The sequence below is a fragment of the Cryobacterium fucosi genome (assembly GCF_004403515.1).
GTDB lineage: Bacteria > Actinomycetota > Actinomycetes > Actinomycetales > Microbacteriaceae > Cryobacterium > Cryobacterium fucosi.
Window position 1 is genome coordinate 21,767 of sequence record NZ_SOHH01000095.1, and the last position, 16,699, is coordinate 38,465.

Below are 16,699 nucleotides of genomic sequence, written 5' to 3' on the forward strand. Positions count from 1 at the left end.
CGTGACCCACGAACGCCCGGCCGGTGCGGCGGACATCCGCCGCTGGCGACAGTACCTGGCCGACGAGCAGGCCGAGGCCGCGGTCTACCGCGACCTGGCCGCACGCCGAACCGGGGAGGAGAAGGAAATCCTGCTCGCCCTCGCCGAGGCGGAGGGCCGCCACGAAGCGCACTGGCGGGCCCTCCTGGGCGACCAGGCCGGGACGCCCAGGCGCGGCGCCATGCGCACCCGCTTCCTCGGTTTCCTGGCCCGCCGCTTCGGCTCGGTGTTCGTGCTCGCCCTGGCCCAGCGGGCCGAGTCGCGCTCACCCTACGACGACGACGACGACGCCACGAGCACGATGGCGGCGGATGAATGCATCCACGAGGAGGTCGTGCGCGGCCTCGCGGCCCGTGGCCGCCAGCGACTGGCCGGAACCTTCCGTGCCGCGGTCTTCGGCATCAACGACGGCCTGGTCAGCAACCTGGCCCTGGTCCTCGGAATCGGGGCCACCGGGGTTCCCACGGCCACAATCCTGTTCACCGGCATCGCCGGGCTGCTCGCCGGCGCCCTCTCGATGGGTGCGGGGGAGTACGTGTCCGTGCGATCCCAGCGGGAACTGCTCGAGGCGTCGACGCCGAACCCGGCAACCCGGACCGTGCTGTCCCACCTCGACCTCGCGGCCAACGAGTTGACCCTGGTCTACCGGGCCCAGGGAATGAGTCCGGAACGGGCCGAGGTGCACGCCCGTGAGGTGCTGCGCACGGTGGCGATCGCCACAGGTCCGGTGAAGGTTGCTCCGCGGGGTGGCCTCTCGCCCGCGGTCGACGAGCACGAGGCGATCGGCACCGGCCTGGGCGCGGCGACGTCGAGTTTCTGTTTCTTCGCCTCCGGGGCGATCCTGCCCGTCCTGCCCTACCTGTTCGGGCTCAGCGGACCGGCCGCGATCATCGTGGCGGCCGTACTGGTCGGACTGGCCCTCCTCGCCACGGGCGCCGTCGTCGGCCTGCTCTCCGGCGGACCGCCGCTGCGACGCGCACTGCGCCAGCTGCTGATCGGCTTCGGCGCCGCCGGCGTCACCTACCTGCTCGGACTGCTCTTCGGCACCTCGCTGGCGTGATCGCCCACGGACGACACCGGGCAGCAGCGGTCCAGGTCGCCGTCGCGCGCCGCGTATCCGGGACCGGCCGACCGCACCCATAATGAGGCATGCCCGCCGAACGGTTCCCGCGCCGCACCCTGTGGTTCCCGGCGCTCTCGGTGCGCGTGCGCATCCTCGCCTCGATCCTGCTGGTCGCCGCGGCGGGCATGACCGCCGCCGGCACGACCGCCTATTTCGTGCAGCGCGAGAGCACGCTCGACAGCATCGACACCGCCCTCGTCGGCGCGGTCGACGACGCCCGCTTCATCGCCACGGATTCGAAGGCCACAACCCTGAACGTCGTGCTCGAGGCTGTCGTTCAGCAGATCCGGCCGGGCACGAATGAAGCCACCCTGGCCATCATCGATGGCGCCGCCGCCCTCGCGCCGGGTGGGGACGTCGACTTCCGTCTGGAGGAGAACCGGGCGTTCGTCGCCCGCGTCGTCGGCGAGACCGCCACCGGGAAGGTCGTGCTCGGCAACGTCCGCACGGCCGGTCGCACGGTGCGCTACGTCGCCGCACCCGTCTTCGTCACCGGCGACCCCGTTGCCGGCGTCTTCGTCGCCGCGTTCGACCTCGATGCCGCGATGCGGCCCGTGACGGATGCTCTCCTCACGTCGCTCAGGGTCACCCTCGCCGCCCTCGTCGTTCTGGGGCTGGTCGGCTGGCTCGTCTCCGGGCGACTGCTGCGACCCATCCGCGCACTGCGGGAAGCGGCCGCACGGATCACCGCCTCGGATGTGAGCGAGCGCATCCCGGTGGTCGGTCGGGACGATGTCTCCGAGCTCACCCGCACCGTCAACGACATGCTCGACCGTCTGGAGGGCGCATTGACCGGCCAACGCCGGCTGCTCGACGACGTCGGCCATGAGCTCAAGACCCCGATCACGATCGTTCGCGGGCACCTTGAACTTATGGACCAGGATGACCCGGCCGATGTCGTTGCGACCCGAGCCCTCGCCATCGACGAGCTCGACCGGATGAACGGGCTTGTGCGCGACATCTCGGCCCTCGCGGAGGTTCACCGCCCGCTCGGCGTCACCCGCACGCCGGTCGACGTCGCGGTGCTCACCGAGCTCGTGCGCACGAAGGCGGCGGCTCTGTCCGGCCACCGCTGGGTGACGACCGAGGCGGCGGAGATCGTGGTGCCGGTCGATGCCGGGAAGCTCACCCAGGCTCTCCTGCAACTCGCCACGAACGCCGTCAGCCATGGCGGTGTGGACGGAACCATCGATATCGGAAGCGCCACCGGGCGAGACGCCGCCGGCAACCCACGTCTGCGGCTGTGGGTGAGCGACGACGGCCCGGGGATCGGCGCCGAAGCGCAGGAGCATGTCTTCGAGCGATTCCGGCGCGGGACGACGGGGCGAGGCCCGGCGGGCTCCGGCCTCGGGCTCGCGATCGTGCGGGCCATCGCCGAAGCCCACGGCGGAACGGCCACGGTCGCATCGGAGCCGGGGCGCGGGGCCACCTTCACGATCGACCTTCCCATTCCTCCGGACGCGGTCGCGCCCGATTCACGCCCGGCCGATTCAAGCCGCGCCGAACCAATGGAGTCAACGCTGTGAGCCGCATACTGATCGCCGAAGACGAACTGCGCATCGCGTCCTTCGTGGAGAAGGGGCTGGCCGCGGCCGGTTTCACCACCGTGACGGTGCGCACGGGCACCGACGCCCTCGACTTCGCGCTGACCAGCGACTTTGATCTGCTGGTGCTCGACATCGGGCTGCCAGGCATCGATGGCTACGAGGTGCTACGCCGGCTGCGGGCGGAGCAGTCGGCGTTGCCCGTGATCGTGCTCACCGCCAGGGACTCGGCCGAGGACACGCTGGCGAGCCTGCAGGGCGGGGCGAACGACTACATGTCAAAGCCGTTCCGGTTCGACGAGCTGCTGGCGCGCATCCGGCTGCGCATGACGGATGCCGCGCCCGTGACGCAGCCCGAGCTCGCGGTCGGCGGCCTCCGGCTCGACCTGCGCACACGGCGAGCGGTGCTCGGCGACCGCCAGGTCGATCTCTCGGCCCGGGAGTTCGCGCTCACCGAGGAGTTTTTGCGCAACCCCGATCAGGTGCTCAGCCGCGAGCAACTCCTCAGCCGTGTCTGGGGCTACGATTTCGACCCCGGCTCGAACATCGTCGACGTCTATGTCGGGTACCTGCGGGCGAAATTCGGCGCCGGACGGATCGAAACGGTCAGGGGAATGGGCTACCGGCTGCGCTGAGCCGGTAGCCCATTCCCTGGCGCCAGGGTGGTTCGAGCCAGCGTGGTTCGACCTGGCGGAGACTCGTTAGTCGTCGCTGCTGCCGGACTCGTCGCTGCCGGAGTCGCCGCTACCGTGTCCCGAGTTGCCGTGGTCGTCGGGGGTCGCAGGGACCGCCGGGGTGGCGGTGTGCTCGGAGTTCTCGTGCTCGGCATCCTGGTCGGACTCGTGGCTGGCCGGGTCATCGTCGGTCACGCCGACCTCGGGATTCGCGGTGCTGTCGTCGCTCGGGTCGTCGAGGTCGTTGTCGTCGAGGTCATTGTCGTCGGTGTCATTGACGTCGGTGTCATTGACGTCGGTGTCATTGACGTCGGCGTCGTCGAGGTCGGCGTCATCGTGGGTGGCCGGATCGTCGACCGAGTTGTCGTCGACCGACACGCTCGATGGGGGCGTCGGGGTGAGGTCGACGCTGCCGGGTCCGGGGTCGGCCTGGGCGGCGACGATGCCGATCGACATCAGGCCGGCGAGACCGAGGGAGGCAAGGACGATGGAGCGGTTCTTCGTCATCTTCAACATGAACAGGCCTTTCATTGGTGCCGGATGAGCCGGCGGCTGGACGCTGGGGAATCCTGTGACGCCCTTACTCTTGGGTGCCGGGATAAGGTGTGCACGAGAGATCGATGAGAGGTCTCTTAGGTTTGCGAGGAGGCTAGTCCTTTCCGCCGGACGTGCCGCTGCCTGAATCGCTGAGATCCGAACCGCCGCCAGCGGAACCGCTTGGACCGTCGTCGTGGCCGCTGTCATCCTTCGACGCGTCGTCACCCCGGTCGTCAACGACGACCGGGGCAGGAGCCGGAACGAGCTCCGGCTCCGCCACGGGTGAGGTTGAGCCCGAACCGGACGACGAGCCCGAGTCTTCGCCCGGCGTCGCGGGCAGATCGGCCGGACCGGGCGTGCCCCCGGGCAGCTGTTCCCCGTCCCGCGCTTCGGCGGCCGGTCCCGTGCCGACGTCCACGGTCACGGCCGGCACTTCGAGGACCCGGCCCGGCTGATCGGCCAGGGCGAGGGCGCTGACCATCGAGGCCGCCGCGGCCGCCGCGACCAGGATTCCCAGCCCGCCGCCGACCGCGAACAGGGACCGGCGGCGGAGGCGTCGGGGGGCACGGATGCCGGGTGCCGGTGTGTTCTCGCTCATCTTGTCCTCCACGGTTCGGCACGCACGTCGCGGTTCGGCACGCACGTCGGCAGCGTCGTCGCCGGGGTGGGTGTCCGAGCGCAAGTCTGGATTGATCCTATGAGACGCAGGCAGGGCGCGCATGAGAATGCTCTTATCCGGTCATCGGCGCATTTGCCTTCCCCTTCAGTGAAAACCCCGCGCGCGGCAGTCTCGACGCCCTGGCCGGACTGCGTCCGGTCCGGTTGGCAGGCAGGGCGACTCCGCTCCGCAACGAGGTTGCGTGGGCGCGCACCAGGAAGAGGACCGAGCGCACCGCGATGCTGCCGATCAGCGCCGTGACGACGGCAAGGACGAGGTAACCCCAGACCTGCCGGCCCGGCGCCCCGGCGAGGTCCAGCCAGTGCAGGGCATAGGTTCCACTGGACGCGGCCGTGAATGTGAACGCCCAGAAGCCCAGCGTGAATGACAGCCGCCAGTAGGTGACGACCATGGCCAGCTGCACGCCGATCAGCAGGACGAAGGTGCCCAGGAGCAGGTGCTGCGCAGTGTCAAGCCCGCCGCCGTTGACGGCGAACCAGGCGTTTCCGGCCACGGCGGGCGGGGCGGAGAAGATCGCGAAGGTGGGGAGGAGCACGGCGGGCAGCGGCGGGCGGAACGCCATCCGGGCCAGGACGATCGTGCCGAGGAGGAGCCAGAACAGCAGCCCGACGCCGATGCCGGCGATGGCGGCCACCGGCCAGCCCAGGCCACCGGCCGATTGGCCGGCGATCAGGAAGGCGGCGACGGTGGGCAGGAGATAGCCCGCGTGCACCAGGTCGACGGAGTTCTCGCGCACGGCCAGCTGAGCCACGAAACGCGCGCCGAGCACGAGCGCCAGGCCGATGCAGGCGACGGAAAGCGACCGGCCGACGAGCGGGAGGGAGACGGCGAGGTGGCTGCCGATGAGCATCCCGGTCGTCGGCGCCAGCGAGGCGAACGGACCCTGCACCGGGTCGTCGACGTCGCGGAGCACCCGACCGCCGTGGTTGCGGCTGCGGACCAGGTAGTTGCCGATGGCTGCAATCCAGACGACGGTCGCGAGGAGCCAGAGGGCGTCCCCGATGCCGGCCGGAGTGCCCAGGGTCGCGCCGGCCATCGTCCACGTCCCGGCGAGGCCGGCGAGCCCGAACGGGATGCCCAGGCTGGCCAGGGGAGCGCGGCCGGTGGTGCTCACCCGTCGGAACGACCAGGATCGTGCGGTCACAACGGGCGCTCCTCGGTTTGTTCGCCAGCGTACCCGGCTGGTCCGCGGCCACAGACGATGCTACGGGAACGCCGGCCGCGGCGGGCCGCGGTCCTGCGCCCGCCCGGGCGTACTCTGGTCCTGTGGATTCAGGACAATCGAACGAACAGGCCCTGGCGGCCGCGCCTTCCGATCCGGCCGGGCCCGCCGACCAGGCCCGGATCAACGACGTCACCGAGGTGCCCCTCGACATCCCGGCGCACGTGGCCGCCGTGTCGACAGGCTCGTGCGGGGCCGTGGTCACGTTCATCGGGCAGGTGCGCGACCACGACCCCGACGCGGCCGGTCAGGTCACCGGGCTCGACTACAGCGCGCACCCGGATGCCGGGCGCATCCTGGCCGGGATCGCCGACCGGTTCCGCACCGAATTCCCCCAGGTCAACCTCGCGGTCAGCCATCGGATCGGCCATCTCGATGTCGGCGACCTCGCCCTTGTCGCCGCCGCCGCGAGCGCCCACCGCGGCGTGGCCTTCGATGCCTGCGAACGCCTGGTCGAAGCCGTCAAGGCCGAGGTCCCGATCTGGAAGAAGCAGTACGAGGTCGACGGCTCCCACGCCTGGGTCGGACTGGCCTGAACGGCTCCCGACGCATCCGTTTATTAAACGTACGTGTATCCTCTAAAATAGAGTCGTGGCAACGCCACGCCAACGAGGAGGACCATCATGACCGCCGAGCCCATCACCCTGAGCGACCTGCGCCCCGGACACCCTGAAGCGGCGGACGCCGCCACGCCGGAGCACAACTGCCAGTGCGGCCACGATGACGCCGAGACGATCGTCCTCGACGGCCGCACGATTCCTCACGCGGTTCGCCACGCGGCCATCTTCGGTGCGCTCGAGGCGATCCAGCTCGGCTTCGCGCTCGACCTGATCGCCCCGCACGACCCGTTGCCGCTGATCGCGCAACTGGAGAAGGCCCGTCCGGGCGCTTTCGCGGTGTCGTATGTCGAACGCGGGCCGGAGGCCTGGCAGGTGCGCTTCACCCGCGTCTCCTAGCCACCCACTTTCGCGCCGCGACGGCGGCCGGCGACCACAGGAAGCGACCGGACACCACAGTGACACGCTCCACCCCCGCACCGACGAATGCCGTACGCCCCGCGCGCCGGGCCGGCGCGGTCACGCCGCGGCGCGCCGCCGGCCGGCTGGTCCTGTTGCTGGCCGGCGGGATCGCCCTGCTGGCCGGTCTCGACGGGGCCCTGTTGTTGCTGGGGCTGTCCGCCCCGATCGTGAGCGCGCGCTTGGCCGACGTGCACGGCCCGCTGATGGTCTTCGGCTTCGTCGGAACCGTCGTCGTACTCGAGCGGGCCGTCGCCGTGCGGAAGAAGTGGGCCTTCCTAGCCCCGGCATTCCTCGGCGCCGGGGGACTGGCCGTCCTCTCGCCGCTGCCGCTTCTGGTCGGCCGACTCGGCTTCGTCGCCGGCTCGGTCATGCTGCTGCCGATCTACCTGGTGATCTGGCGCCGGGCGCCGTCCACCTCCACCGCGGTGCAGGCCCTCGGCGCGATGCTCGGCCTGATGGCCACCGTGCTCTGGCTGGGCGGGGTGCCTGTCCCGCAGCTGGTGCCGGCGATGACCTTCTACCTCGTGCTCACGATCGCGGGGGAGCGGCTCGAGCTCGCCCGGATCTCGCCCACGGTCGACGAGCGCGCAGAGACCCGCCTGCTGGGGGTGGCCCTCTCGCTGGCCGCCGGGGTCGTGGCCGCGCTGTTCTGGCCGCTGATCGGCTACCCGCTGCTCGGGATCGGGACCCTCGCACTCGTCGCCTGGCTGTTCAGACACGATGTGGCGACCCGGCTCATCCGGCACCACGGCCTGCCGCGGTTTATGGCCGCCTGCCTGCTGGCCGGGTACGCCTGGCTGATCGTGGCCGGCGGCAGTTGGCTCATTCTCGGAGCGAGCTACTCCGGACCGGCCTACGATGCCGTGTTGCACTCGGTGTTCCTGGGGTTCGTGATGTCGATGATCATGGCGCACGCCCCGACGATTCTCCCGGCGGTGCTGCGTAGGCCGTTGCCCTATCGTCCGGCGATGTACGGTCCGGCGGTGCTCCTGCACGCCTCGCTCCTCGTGCGGGTCCTGATCGGCGATGCGCGCGGCGTGGCCGAGGCGGTTCAGTGGGGCGGGGTGGTGAACATCGTCGCCGTGCTCGCCTTCGTCGTGGTGGCCGTGGCCTCGGTGCTCCGCGGAGCTCCGGTGCCGCGCGTCTCCCCACCCACCCGCAAGACATTGGACCTCACCTCATGAGTCGCAGACTCTGGCACATTCTCACCGGCATCCTCGTGCCCGTCTGGCTGATCCTCACGCTCGTCGTGGTGCTCTTCCACCGGTTCCTGCCCGTGGCGCCCTGGCTCATGGTGCACCTGTTGCTGCTCGGCGCGGTCAGCAGCGCGATCCTGATCTGGAGCCAGCATTTCGCCGACACCCTGCTGCGGCGCCAGGCCTTCGGCGGGCGCGTCTCCCTCGGCGCGCGGCTCGGGGCGCACACCGTGGGTGCGATCCTCGTTGTCACGGGCATCGTCGGCGAGTGGTGGCCGGTCGTGGTGGCCGGCGGCATCCTGGTCGGCGCAAACGCACTCGCCCATTCGGCGAGCCTCTTCGTGCAGTCCCGCGGGGCACTCCCGGGGCGGTTCGCACCGCTCGTGCGCTACTACATCGCGGCCGGCATCATGCTGGCCGTCGGGGTCACGCTCGGGGTGCTGATGGCCCGCTCCGGCGTCGACGGCGAGCCCTTCGAGCGGCTCTTCGTCGCGCACATCGGGTTCAACCTGCTCGGCTGGGTCGGACTGACCGTGATCGGCACGGTCGCCCTGCTCTGGCCGACCGTGCTTCACGCCCGGGTGCAGACCACCCGCGCCTCCGCCAGAGGCACACTGCCCCTGTTCATCGCCGGGCTGGCACTCCTCGGCCTCGGCAGCCTGGTCGACCTTCGCCTGCTCGTCGCGGTGGGCGTGGGCGTGTACCTCGTCGGTCTCGGCCTCGTGCTGGCAGATGTCCTCCGTCTCGGGCGAGCCTCCCCGGCGGTGACGTTCGCGGGCTGGAGCCTGGGTGCGGCCCTCGCCTGGTTCTTCGTCTGCGTGCTCGGCTTCGGCCTGCTCGTGACCTTCGCCCCCGATTGGAGTGCCGCGGCAGACCGGTTGGAGCAACTGGTGCCCGTCTTCTCGGTCGGCTTCGCGGCGCAGATCCTGCTCGGCGCTCTCAGCTACCTGTTGCCGGTCGTGCTCGGCGGCGGCCCGCGGGTGTCGAAGGCGACGGCAACGGAGCTCGATCGCGGTGCGCTGTTCCGGGTGATCGTGGTCAACGTCGGCCTGATCCTCTACCAGCTGCCGATCGCCAGCCTGGTCAAGGTGGCGCTCTCCCTGCTCGTGGTGGGCACACTCTCCGCCTTCCTCGTTCTCATGGTCCGCGGGATGCGGGTCAACCGGCGGCTGCGCCGGGCTGCGGATGGCGTCCCGCCGGCGTCCGGGACGGCTCCCGCCGCAGCGGTGGCGCCGCCTCACCGCACCGGGGCCATCCTCACCGCGGCCGGTGCCCTCCTCCTGGCGGTGACGGTCGGGATAGCGCTCGATCCGGCGGCACTCGGCCTGGCGGGCGGCGCCGCGGCATCCGTCCCGCCGACCGGGCACACAACCACGGTGGACATCGTGATGAAGGACTCCCGGTTCGTTCCCGACACGGTCAGGGTGCCGGTCGGAGACGAGCTCGTGATCAATCTGACCAACGCCGACGACATGGCGCACAACCTCGTGCTTGCAACCGGCGTCGTCTCCGGCACGGTCGCACCGGGGGCCAGCACGGCCGTGTCCGGTGGCGTCGTCGGCGCGAACATCGACGGCTGGTGCGCGATCGCCGGGCACAAACTCCTCGGCATGGTGCTGGACGTCGTGGCGGTCGGCGCGGCTCCCGACGCCGATGCCGGGCAGGTCTCGACAGGCGGGGCCACCGAGGAGCCCGACGGGTCGACCGGGCACGGGTCGACCGGACAATCGACCGGCTCGCCGTCCGCGGCCGACGATCTCGACCTCATGAAGGAGCCGCCCGCCTCCTTCGCGGCCCGGGACGCCGTGCTGCCGCCGGCGTCCCCGGAGGCCGTGCACACCCTCACTATGAGGGTGATCAACAAGGAGATCGAGGTGTCCCCGGGGGTCACCCAGACCCTGTGGACCTACAACGGCACCGCGCCCGGGCCGACCCTGCGCGGCAGGGTGGGCGACGTCTTCGACCTGACCTTCGTCAACGACGGCACGATAGCGCACTCGATAGACTTCCACGCCGGAGCACTGGCGCCCGACAAACCGATGCGCAGCATCGAACCGGGGGAGAGCCTGAGCTACCGGTTCACGGCCACCCGATCGGGAGCCTGGCTGTACCACTGCGGCACGATGCCGATGTCGATGCACATCGCCAACGGGATGTTCGGTGCCGTGATCATCGATCCGGCCGGCCTCGACCCGGTCGACCGGGAGTACGTGCTGGTCCAGTCCGAGTTCTACCTGGGGCCGAACGGCGGTGAGGCCGACGGCGACAGAATCAAGACTCAGACACCGGACCTGATGGTCTTCAACGGCTACGCCAACCAGTACGCGGCCCGGCCGCTCCGCGCCCGGGCGGGCGAGAAGGTACGCGTCTGGGTGGTGGATGCCGGGCCCAACGTCGGGAGTGCGTTCCACGTCGTCGGCGCGCAATTCGACTCCGTCTTCAAGGAGGGCGAATACCAGTTGCGGGACGGCGGCAGCACCGGCACCGGCGGCGCCCAGGTTCTCGACCTGGCGCCGGCGCAGGGCGGATTCGTCGAGCTCACCTTCCCGGAGGTCGGTCACTATCCCTTCGTCAGCCACGTCATGTCCGACGCCGAGAAGGGCGCGCGCGGCATCTTCTCCGTTGGGCCGTGACCTTGCCCTCAATGTCCTGATAGAAAGCCCGGCGCGGCGTGTCGCACCCGCCGGCAATCTCGTAGACCGGGAGCCGGCTCGCCGCTCGTTGCACGCCGAATGACCATTCGACCGGCGCTTTCTGTCCAGGAAGGCGCGACGCGGAATCTCAAAGTCGTCATTTATGAGGACATCTGTAGTTTTAAGTCTGTGGTAGCTTTCAACTGCCCCGCGTGACCCATTCGGGGGAGGAAGTGCGACCGGCGACCATCATCGGCCACGACGACCTCGAACCAGGCAACAAGGAAAGGGGCCCCCGTGGTCCGATTGAAAACCGGGGCCGAGAAGCTGCGCTCTGAGCTGCTGGTCTCCAAGGGGTGGTTGCAGGGCGTCGCCCTCGTGATGATCTTCGGCTTCGCCGTGATGGGATTCATTGCCCTGCGCACCTACTCGGACTCGATGCCACAGCCGAAACAGGTGGTCAGCGCATCGGGCGAGGTGGTCTTCACGAGCGCCGAGATCACCGCCGGCCAGCAAACCTTCCTGAGGCGCGGCCTGCAGCAATACGGCTCGATCATGGGGCACGGCGGCTATCTCGGACCCGACTACACCGCCGACTACCTGCGACGCTCGGCCACCTTCGTGCTCGACGCGCTCACGGCCTCCGGCATCCAGGACCCGCAGGGCGCACTCGTGGAGATGATGCGCACCAACCGCTACGACGCGGCAACCGGCGACCTGGAGTTCACCACCCTGCAGATCGAGGCCTTCGACTCCCTCAAGGCCTACTACGGCGACTACTTCGGTGAACCGAGCACCAAGTACGGCCTGATTCCGAACGCGATCTCCGATCCGGAAGACATCCACGAACTGACCGCGTTCTTCGCCTGGACATCCTGGGCCGCCTCGGCGGAGAGGCCGGGACACAATTACTCCTACACGAACAACTGGCCGGCCGAGCCGCTGGTGGACAATTCCCCGACGGCGGACATCATCGTCTGGAGCGGCCTGTCCCTGGTGGCCCTGATGGTCGCCCTCGGCGCACTCTTCGCCCTCTATGGGAGGTGGAGCAAGCAGATGGGCTGGCAGCACGGCGAGGAGGCCAAGGCGCTGTCCTTCCGCCAACCGGGCGAGGTCGCGGTGACCCCGGCGCAATCCGCCACCGCCTGGTTCTTCCTGGTGGTCGCCCTGATGTTCCTCGCCCAGGCCTTCCTGGGTGCGGCCATCGAACACTATCGGGTCGACCTGACGAGTTTCTTCGGCTTCGACCTGGCCCGACTACTGCCCTTCAATCTGGCCAGGACGTGGCATGTGCAGCTGTCCTTGCTCTGGACGGCAACCTCGTTCCTCGCCGCAGGAATCTTCCTGGCGCCGTATATCTCGGGGCGTGAGCCCAGGCGCCAGCACTGGCTCGCCTATGGTCTGCTCGGCGCCCTCGCCGTGGTCATCCTCGGCTCCTTCGTCGGTGAGGCACTCAGCATCTTCGGCGTCACGGCCGTGGAGGGATCGCCGTTCTGGGACATGCAGTGGGAGTACCTCGATCTGCCCAGGGTCTGGCAGGGCATGCTCGTCGTGGGCCTGTTCCTCTGGATCGCGATCATCTACCGCGGCATCCGTGCCCGACTGAAGACCGAGCACCGGTTCAATCTGCCGTGGCTGTTCTTCTACGCCGGCCTCGCCATTCCGGCGTTCTACGCCGTCGGCATGCTCGCCGGCGCCGAGGTTCGACTGAGCGTCGCCGAGTTCTGGCGCTTCTGGGTGGTGCACCTGTGGGTCGAGGACTTCCTCGAACTGTTCACGACTGTCATGGTGGCGTACATCTTCGTGATGCTCGGCGTCGTGCGCCGCAAGATCGCCATGCAGATCATCCTGCTCGATGTGATCCTGTACTCCGCCGGCGGCATCCTGGGCACCATGCACCACCTCTACTTCTCCGGCGGGCCCGTCGAGACCATGGCGGTCGGCGCGTTCTTCTCCGTGCTCGAGGTGATTCCGCTGACCTTCCTCACCATCGAGGCGTGGAGCTTCCTGCAACTCGGAGCGCGCCAGGAGTCTCGAAGTTCCGCACCCTTCCCGCATCGCTGGGCGGTGATGTTCCTGGTTGCGGTTGGATTCTGGAACTTCCTCGGGGCGGGTGTCTTCGGCTTCCTGATCAACCTGCCGATCGTCTCCTACTACGAGATCGGCACGGCCCTCACAGCCAACCACGCCCACGCGGCCATGATGGGCGTGTACGGGATGATGGGCGTCGGACTCTCGCTGTTCGCCCTGCGCTATCTCATCCCAGCCGATCGATGGCCGGATCGGCTCGCCAAGATCTCCTTCTGGTCGCTCAACATCGGCCTCGCCTGGATGACGTTCGCGACGCTGCTGCCGCTGGGCGTGATCCAGCTCTGGTACTCGATCAACGACGGCTACTTCGAGGCGCGCAGCCTCAACTTCATCAACGAACCCGGCAATGCCGTGCTCGAGTGGCTGCGGATGCCCGGCGACCTGGTCTTCATCCTCGGTGGTGTCGTTCCGTTCGTCTGGATCGCCTGGCTGGGCGTGCGGTACCGGATTCGGGGCACGACCCAGGACGTGCCGATGGAGACGCTCTTCGTGGAGGCGCAGCCGGTGCCGGCCTTCGGCGCAGACGAGGTTCCCGAATCCGGCTACGGCACGGGGTACCGGACCCGGGGCACGGAAGAGGATGGCGGGAATCGCCCGATCGGGGGCGCGTGATGGGTGCGGTCGACCCGGAGGTCTGGTTCGCACTGGCCTACGGGGGCTTTCTGCTCCTCGTCGCACTCGTTCTGGATCTGGCCGCCCGCCGCACGGCGACGAACTCGAGCAACGCCCGTCAGGGCGGGTTCAGCTACCAGCAGGACCACGATGCGTGGAAGTGCTCGGAGGACCAATGGCTCTGGCCGATCTCCTTCGACCCGGAAAACCGGGTGACCCGCTACCGGGCGTCGCCGACAGTCTGCAATCCCTGTCCGGTGAAACATACGTGCACCACCGGCCATTCCGGCCGGGAGGTCGTTCGGAATATCGACTCCTGGCCCAGCTCCGAGGCCGAGCGGTTCCACCGCGGGATCGCCTGCGCCGTCGTCGTGCTCGGCTTCGTCTGGCCGGTCGCCGTCATGTTCCAGGGCCGTAGCACCGTGGAACTGGCTCTGCTCGGGGCCGCATCGGCAAGTATTGCCGCCGGCAGCTGGCCGTTGTGGTCCCACCTTCGGCGCGTTCCCGCCCGCTTCCCGGACCACCTCAAGTCCGAAGGACTCGATGAAAACGTCGCGGCCAGGGCCACCGCCGCGGCCGGAGAACTCGCACGGCACACCGGCTACGGCAGCGTGCGACGGACCGGGCGGCGCCCGATCCAGATCGAACCGCACTCCAGCCCGGGGGGCTCGGCCACGGCGGAGACCACCTCGGCTGCGACGAAAGGAAACACCGTGACATCCGCATTCTCCACCCGATGGGCCGAACTGGAGCGGGAGGCCGACCCAGGCGGCTCAGGCGGGGGCGCGGGTTGGACCGGAGGGGACGCACGGTGACAGGCATTCTCGTGACCGTCGCGGTCGGCCTGGCGCTGATCGCCGTCTGGCTGCTCGCTGCGTTCAAGGTTCTGCAGGAGTACGAGCGGGGTGTTACCTTCCGCTTCGGTCGCCTCCGGGCGCTCCGTCAACCCGGCGTGCAGATGATCTTCCCCGGGTTGGACCGGATGGTGCGGGTCGACCTGCGGATCGTGACGCTGACCATTCCGCCGCAGGATGTCATCACCAAGGACAACGTTCCCGCCCGCGTCAACGCCGTCGTGCTCTTCCAGGTCACCGACCCGGTGCGCTCGGTGATGGCGGTCGAGAACCACGCCGTCGCCACCTCGCAAATGGCGCAGACGACGCTACGGTCGGTCGTCGGCCGCGCCGACCTGGATACCCTGCTCGCCCATCGAGCCGACCTGAACGAGGACCTCGCGCGCAGCATCAACGCCCAGACCGAACCGTGGGGCGTGCAGGTGAAGGTGGTCGAGATCAAGGATGTCGAGATCCCGCAGGCCATGCAACGCGCCATGGCCCGTGAAGCGGAAGCCGAACGCGAGCGGAGGGCGAAGATCATCAACGCCCACGGCGAGCTGCAGGCCTCCGAGGAGCTTGGCCAGGCGGCGGAGATACTCAGCCGCAACCCGGCCTCCCTGCAGCTGCGCTATCTGCAGACCCTGCTCGAACTCGGCGCCGACCACAACTCGACCGTGGTCTTCCCGCTGCCGATGGATATCATCGGGCCCTTTCTGAACAAGGTGCCCCAATGGCTGGACAAGCAGGGTGCAGCCGGCCCCGCGTCCGGCCACGGGGACACCGATCAGACCACGGAGGAGAACCACTGATGCCTGAATCACTGATGCCTGACGCCTCACCACGCTCGGACCGGCCGACCGACAAGAACACGCCGGCGTCTGCGCAGGACCGTGCCCGCTGCATCCGATTGATGCTGATCGGCGCCTTTGTCGGAATCTTCGCTCCGATCGCCGGTTTCCTCGGCGGCACGATGGTGGGGATCGACGACACCGTCGGCCGTTTCGGGCCGATCTTCGTCTGGCTGTTCGCCGGCATGGTCGTCGGTGGCATCGGTGTTGCGATCGGGGTTCTCGGCGCCCTGCGCTGGGTGAAGGGGAAGCACCACCTCCAGTGAGCCCGGCCACCTCGTCGCCCGTCGAATTCGACGGAGATTTTCGCGATCTGCCGCAGCAGGGCCCGGTTTATGGCCGGAAACGGGAAAATGTCCGTCGAATTTGACTAGGCGGCGGGGGTGGCGGCCGCGTTCTGGGACGGCGCGGGAATGGCGCCGGTGGCGGGCTGGTAGGCGCAGCTGGGGTCCTCGGCGAGGGGATCCCCGGAGACCGCGTAGGCGTGCGACCGGGAGCCGCCGCAGACGGTGCGGAATTCGCACCGGCCGCACCGGCCGCCGAAGGAATCCGGGGTGCGCAGCTCCTGGAGTAGCCGCGCCTCCCGGTAGATTTCGGGGAACGGGGTGTCCCGGACCGAGCCGACCGCAACGGGTAGGAAACCGCTCGGGTAGACCTTGCCCACGTGGTCGACGAAGGCGAACCCGCGGCCGGAGTTCACGTCGATCGGGGGCCGGGGCATCCGTCGCCGGGGCTCATTCCCGGTGAGCAGCCCCTCCGTGGCCTCCCGCAGGGCCGCGCGGAGCGGACCGACCGGGAACACCGAGTCGAGGTCGGCCACGCCGGCCCGCTGCAGGGCGATGCGCCGGTAGTGCGGCGCCTCGGTCGCCTTGATCGCGACCAGGTCGGAGACGTCGTGCAACCAGTGCAGCACCTCTTCCTCCTCGGCCGCGGTCAGGGCGTCCAGGAGCTTCCCCCGGCCGGTGGGCACCAGGAAGAAGACGCTCCACAGGGTGGTCCCGAGGTCCAGCACAGTCCTCAGGATCCCCGGCAGCTCGTGCACGGTGTCCCGGGTGACGGTGGTGTTGATCTGCAGGCGATAGCCGACGTCCCGCACCATCCGGGCCGCGACCATGGTGTCGTCGAAGACGCCGTCCACGCCCCGGAACGCATCGTGGGTGGCGGCGGACGCGCCGTCGAGCGACAGCGAGACCGCCTTCGCGCCGGCCTCGTGCAGCCGGGCCAGCACCTTTCGGGTGAGGCGCGGGGTGACCGAGGGGGAGAGGGCCATGCTCAGGCCGAGGCTGGTGCCGTGGGCGACCAGTTCGGGCAGGTCCGGTCTTTCGAACGGGTCACCCCCGGTCAGCACGACCAGGGGGCGGGGGGTGCCGAAGGAGGCCAGGTCGTCCAGGAGCTTCCGGCCCTGTTCGGTGCTCAGCTCGAACGGGTTGCGGGTGCGGATCGCGTCCGCCCGGCAATGGGTGCAGACGAGCTGGCAGGCGCGGGTGACCTCCCAGATGACGATGAAGGGGCGTTCGCCGGCGTCGTGGTGCATGAGACGGATCGGTCGTTTGGCTGGTGACGTGGTCACGGGTGTCCTCTGCTCTGGGCCGGTCCGGATCGGCCGGCGGTGCTGCGTGCGGAGGAGAAATGGGTGGTTTCGGGCG

Annotated in this window: 15 protein-coding genes; 11 read left to right on the forward strand and 4 right to left on the reverse strand. The window is 69.3% G+C overall.

Annotated elements, in window-relative coordinates; translation table 11 throughout:
* Position 1 precedes the first annotated feature (1 nt).
* From E3T48_RS13790 to E3T48_RS13800, 3 genes are all read left to right on the forward strand, one after another.
* Positions 2–1,099, forward strand: coding sequence for a VIT1/CCC1 transporter family protein (locus E3T48_RS13790; protein ID WP_134524614.1), 1,098 nt, complete (start codon positions 2–4; stop codon positions 1,097–1,099).
* Between the two features lie 89 nt (positions 1,100–1,188).
* A complete protein-coding gene (locus tag E3T48_RS13795; RefSeq protein WP_134524615.1) occupies positions 1,189–2,688 on the forward strand; it encodes a sensor histidine kinase in 1,500 nt (499 codons plus the stop codon).
* Entirely contained in the window at positions 2,685–3,341 is a 657-nt protein-coding gene (locus E3T48_RS13800; RefSeq protein WP_134524616.1) for a response regulator transcription factor, read from the forward strand. Before E3T48_RS13795 ends, E3T48_RS13800 begins: the two co-directional genes overlap by 4 nt.
* Before the next feature lie 66 nt (positions 3,342–3,407).
* On the opposite strand, the gene E3T48_RS13805 is transcribed toward E3T48_RS13800, so the two are convergent.
* The 3 genes from E3T48_RS13805 to E3T48_RS13815 form a co-directional block, all read right to left on the reverse strand.
* Complete coding sequence (locus tag E3T48_RS13805; RefSeq protein WP_134524617.1) at positions 3,408–3,896, reverse strand: hypothetical protein; 489 nt, start codon at positions 3,894–3,896, stop codon at positions 3,408–3,410.
* Positions 3,897–4,029: 133 nt separating this feature from the next.
* Positions 4,030–4,515, reverse strand: a complete 486-nt coding sequence (locus E3T48_RS13810; protein WP_134524618.1) for a hypothetical protein — start codon at positions 4,513–4,515, stop codon at positions 4,030–4,032.
* Between the two features lie 133 nt (positions 4,516–4,648).
* The gene (locus E3T48_RS13815; RefSeq protein ID WP_166789746.1) at positions 4,649–5,740 is read right to left on the reverse strand and encodes an SLAC1 family transporter; all 1,092 of its coding nucleotides are present in this window, start codon (positions 5,738–5,740) and stop codon (positions 4,649–4,651) included.
* Positions 5,741–5,862: 122 nt separating this feature from the next.
* Between E3T48_RS13815 and E3T48_RS13820 the strand changes: the two genes are divergently transcribed.
* The 8 genes from E3T48_RS13820 (at position 5,863) to E3T48_RS13855 (ending at position 15,319) form a co-directional block, all read left to right on the forward strand.
* Positions 5,863–6,354 carry a molybdenum cofactor biosynthesis protein MoaE gene (locus E3T48_RS13820; RefSeq protein WP_241986822.1) on the forward strand — a complete coding sequence of 164 codons (492 nt, stop codon included), beginning with the start codon at positions 5,863–5,865 and terminating at the stop codon, positions 6,352–6,354.
* Positions 6,355–6,441: 87 nt separating this feature from the next.
* A complete protein-coding gene (locus E3T48_RS13825; protein ID WP_134524620.1) occupies positions 6,442–6,774 on the forward strand; it encodes a DUF2249 domain-containing protein in 333 nt (110 codons plus the stop codon).
* Positions 6,775–6,833: 59 nt separating this feature from the next.
* Positions 6,834–8,021 carry a hypothetical protein gene (locus E3T48_RS13830; protein ID WP_241986823.1) on the forward strand — a complete coding sequence of 396 codons (1,188 nt, stop codon included), beginning with the start codon at positions 6,834–6,836 and terminating at the stop codon, positions 8,019–8,021.
* Complete coding sequence (locus tag E3T48_RS13835) at positions 8,018–10,666, forward strand: multicopper oxidase domain-containing protein (protein WP_134524621.1); 2,649 nt, start codon at positions 8,018–8,020, stop codon at positions 10,664–10,666. The genes E3T48_RS13830 and E3T48_RS13835 overlap by 4 nt, the downstream gene beginning before the upstream one ends.
* A gap of 297 nt (positions 10,667–10,963) precedes the next feature.
* Positions 10,964–13,369, forward strand: coding sequence for a nitric-oxide reductase large subunit (locus tag E3T48_RS13840; RefSeq protein ID WP_241986824.1), 2,406 nt, complete (start codon positions 10,964–10,966; stop codon positions 13,367–13,369).
* Positions 13,369–14,184 (forward strand): hypothetical protein, encoded by an 816-nt coding sequence (locus E3T48_RS13845; RefSeq protein WP_134524622.1) that lies wholly within the window; start codon positions 13,369–13,371, stop codon positions 14,182–14,184. Before E3T48_RS13840 ends, E3T48_RS13845 begins: the two co-directional genes overlap by 1 nt.
* A complete protein-coding gene (locus E3T48_RS13850) occupies positions 14,181–15,014 on the forward strand; it encodes a slipin family protein (RefSeq protein WP_241986825.1) in 834 nt (277 codons plus the stop codon). Before E3T48_RS13845 ends, E3T48_RS13850 begins: the two co-directional genes overlap by 4 nt.
* Positions 15,014–15,319 carry a hypothetical protein gene (locus E3T48_RS13855; protein ID WP_134524624.1) on the forward strand — a complete coding sequence of 102 codons (306 nt, stop codon included), beginning with the start codon at positions 15,014–15,016 and terminating at the stop codon, positions 15,317–15,319. The genes E3T48_RS13850 and E3T48_RS13855 overlap by 1 nt, the downstream gene beginning before the upstream one ends.
* A gap of 104 nt (positions 15,320–15,423) precedes the next feature.
* Here the strand turns inward: E3T48_RS13855 and E3T48_RS13860 are convergent, their stop codons facing one another.
* Positions 15,424–16,623 (reverse strand): TIGR04053 family radical SAM/SPASM domain-containing protein, encoded by a 1,200-nt coding sequence (locus E3T48_RS13860; RefSeq protein ID WP_241986826.1) that lies wholly within the window; start codon positions 16,621–16,623, stop codon positions 15,424–15,426.
* Positions 16,624–16,699 lie beyond the last annotated feature (76 nt).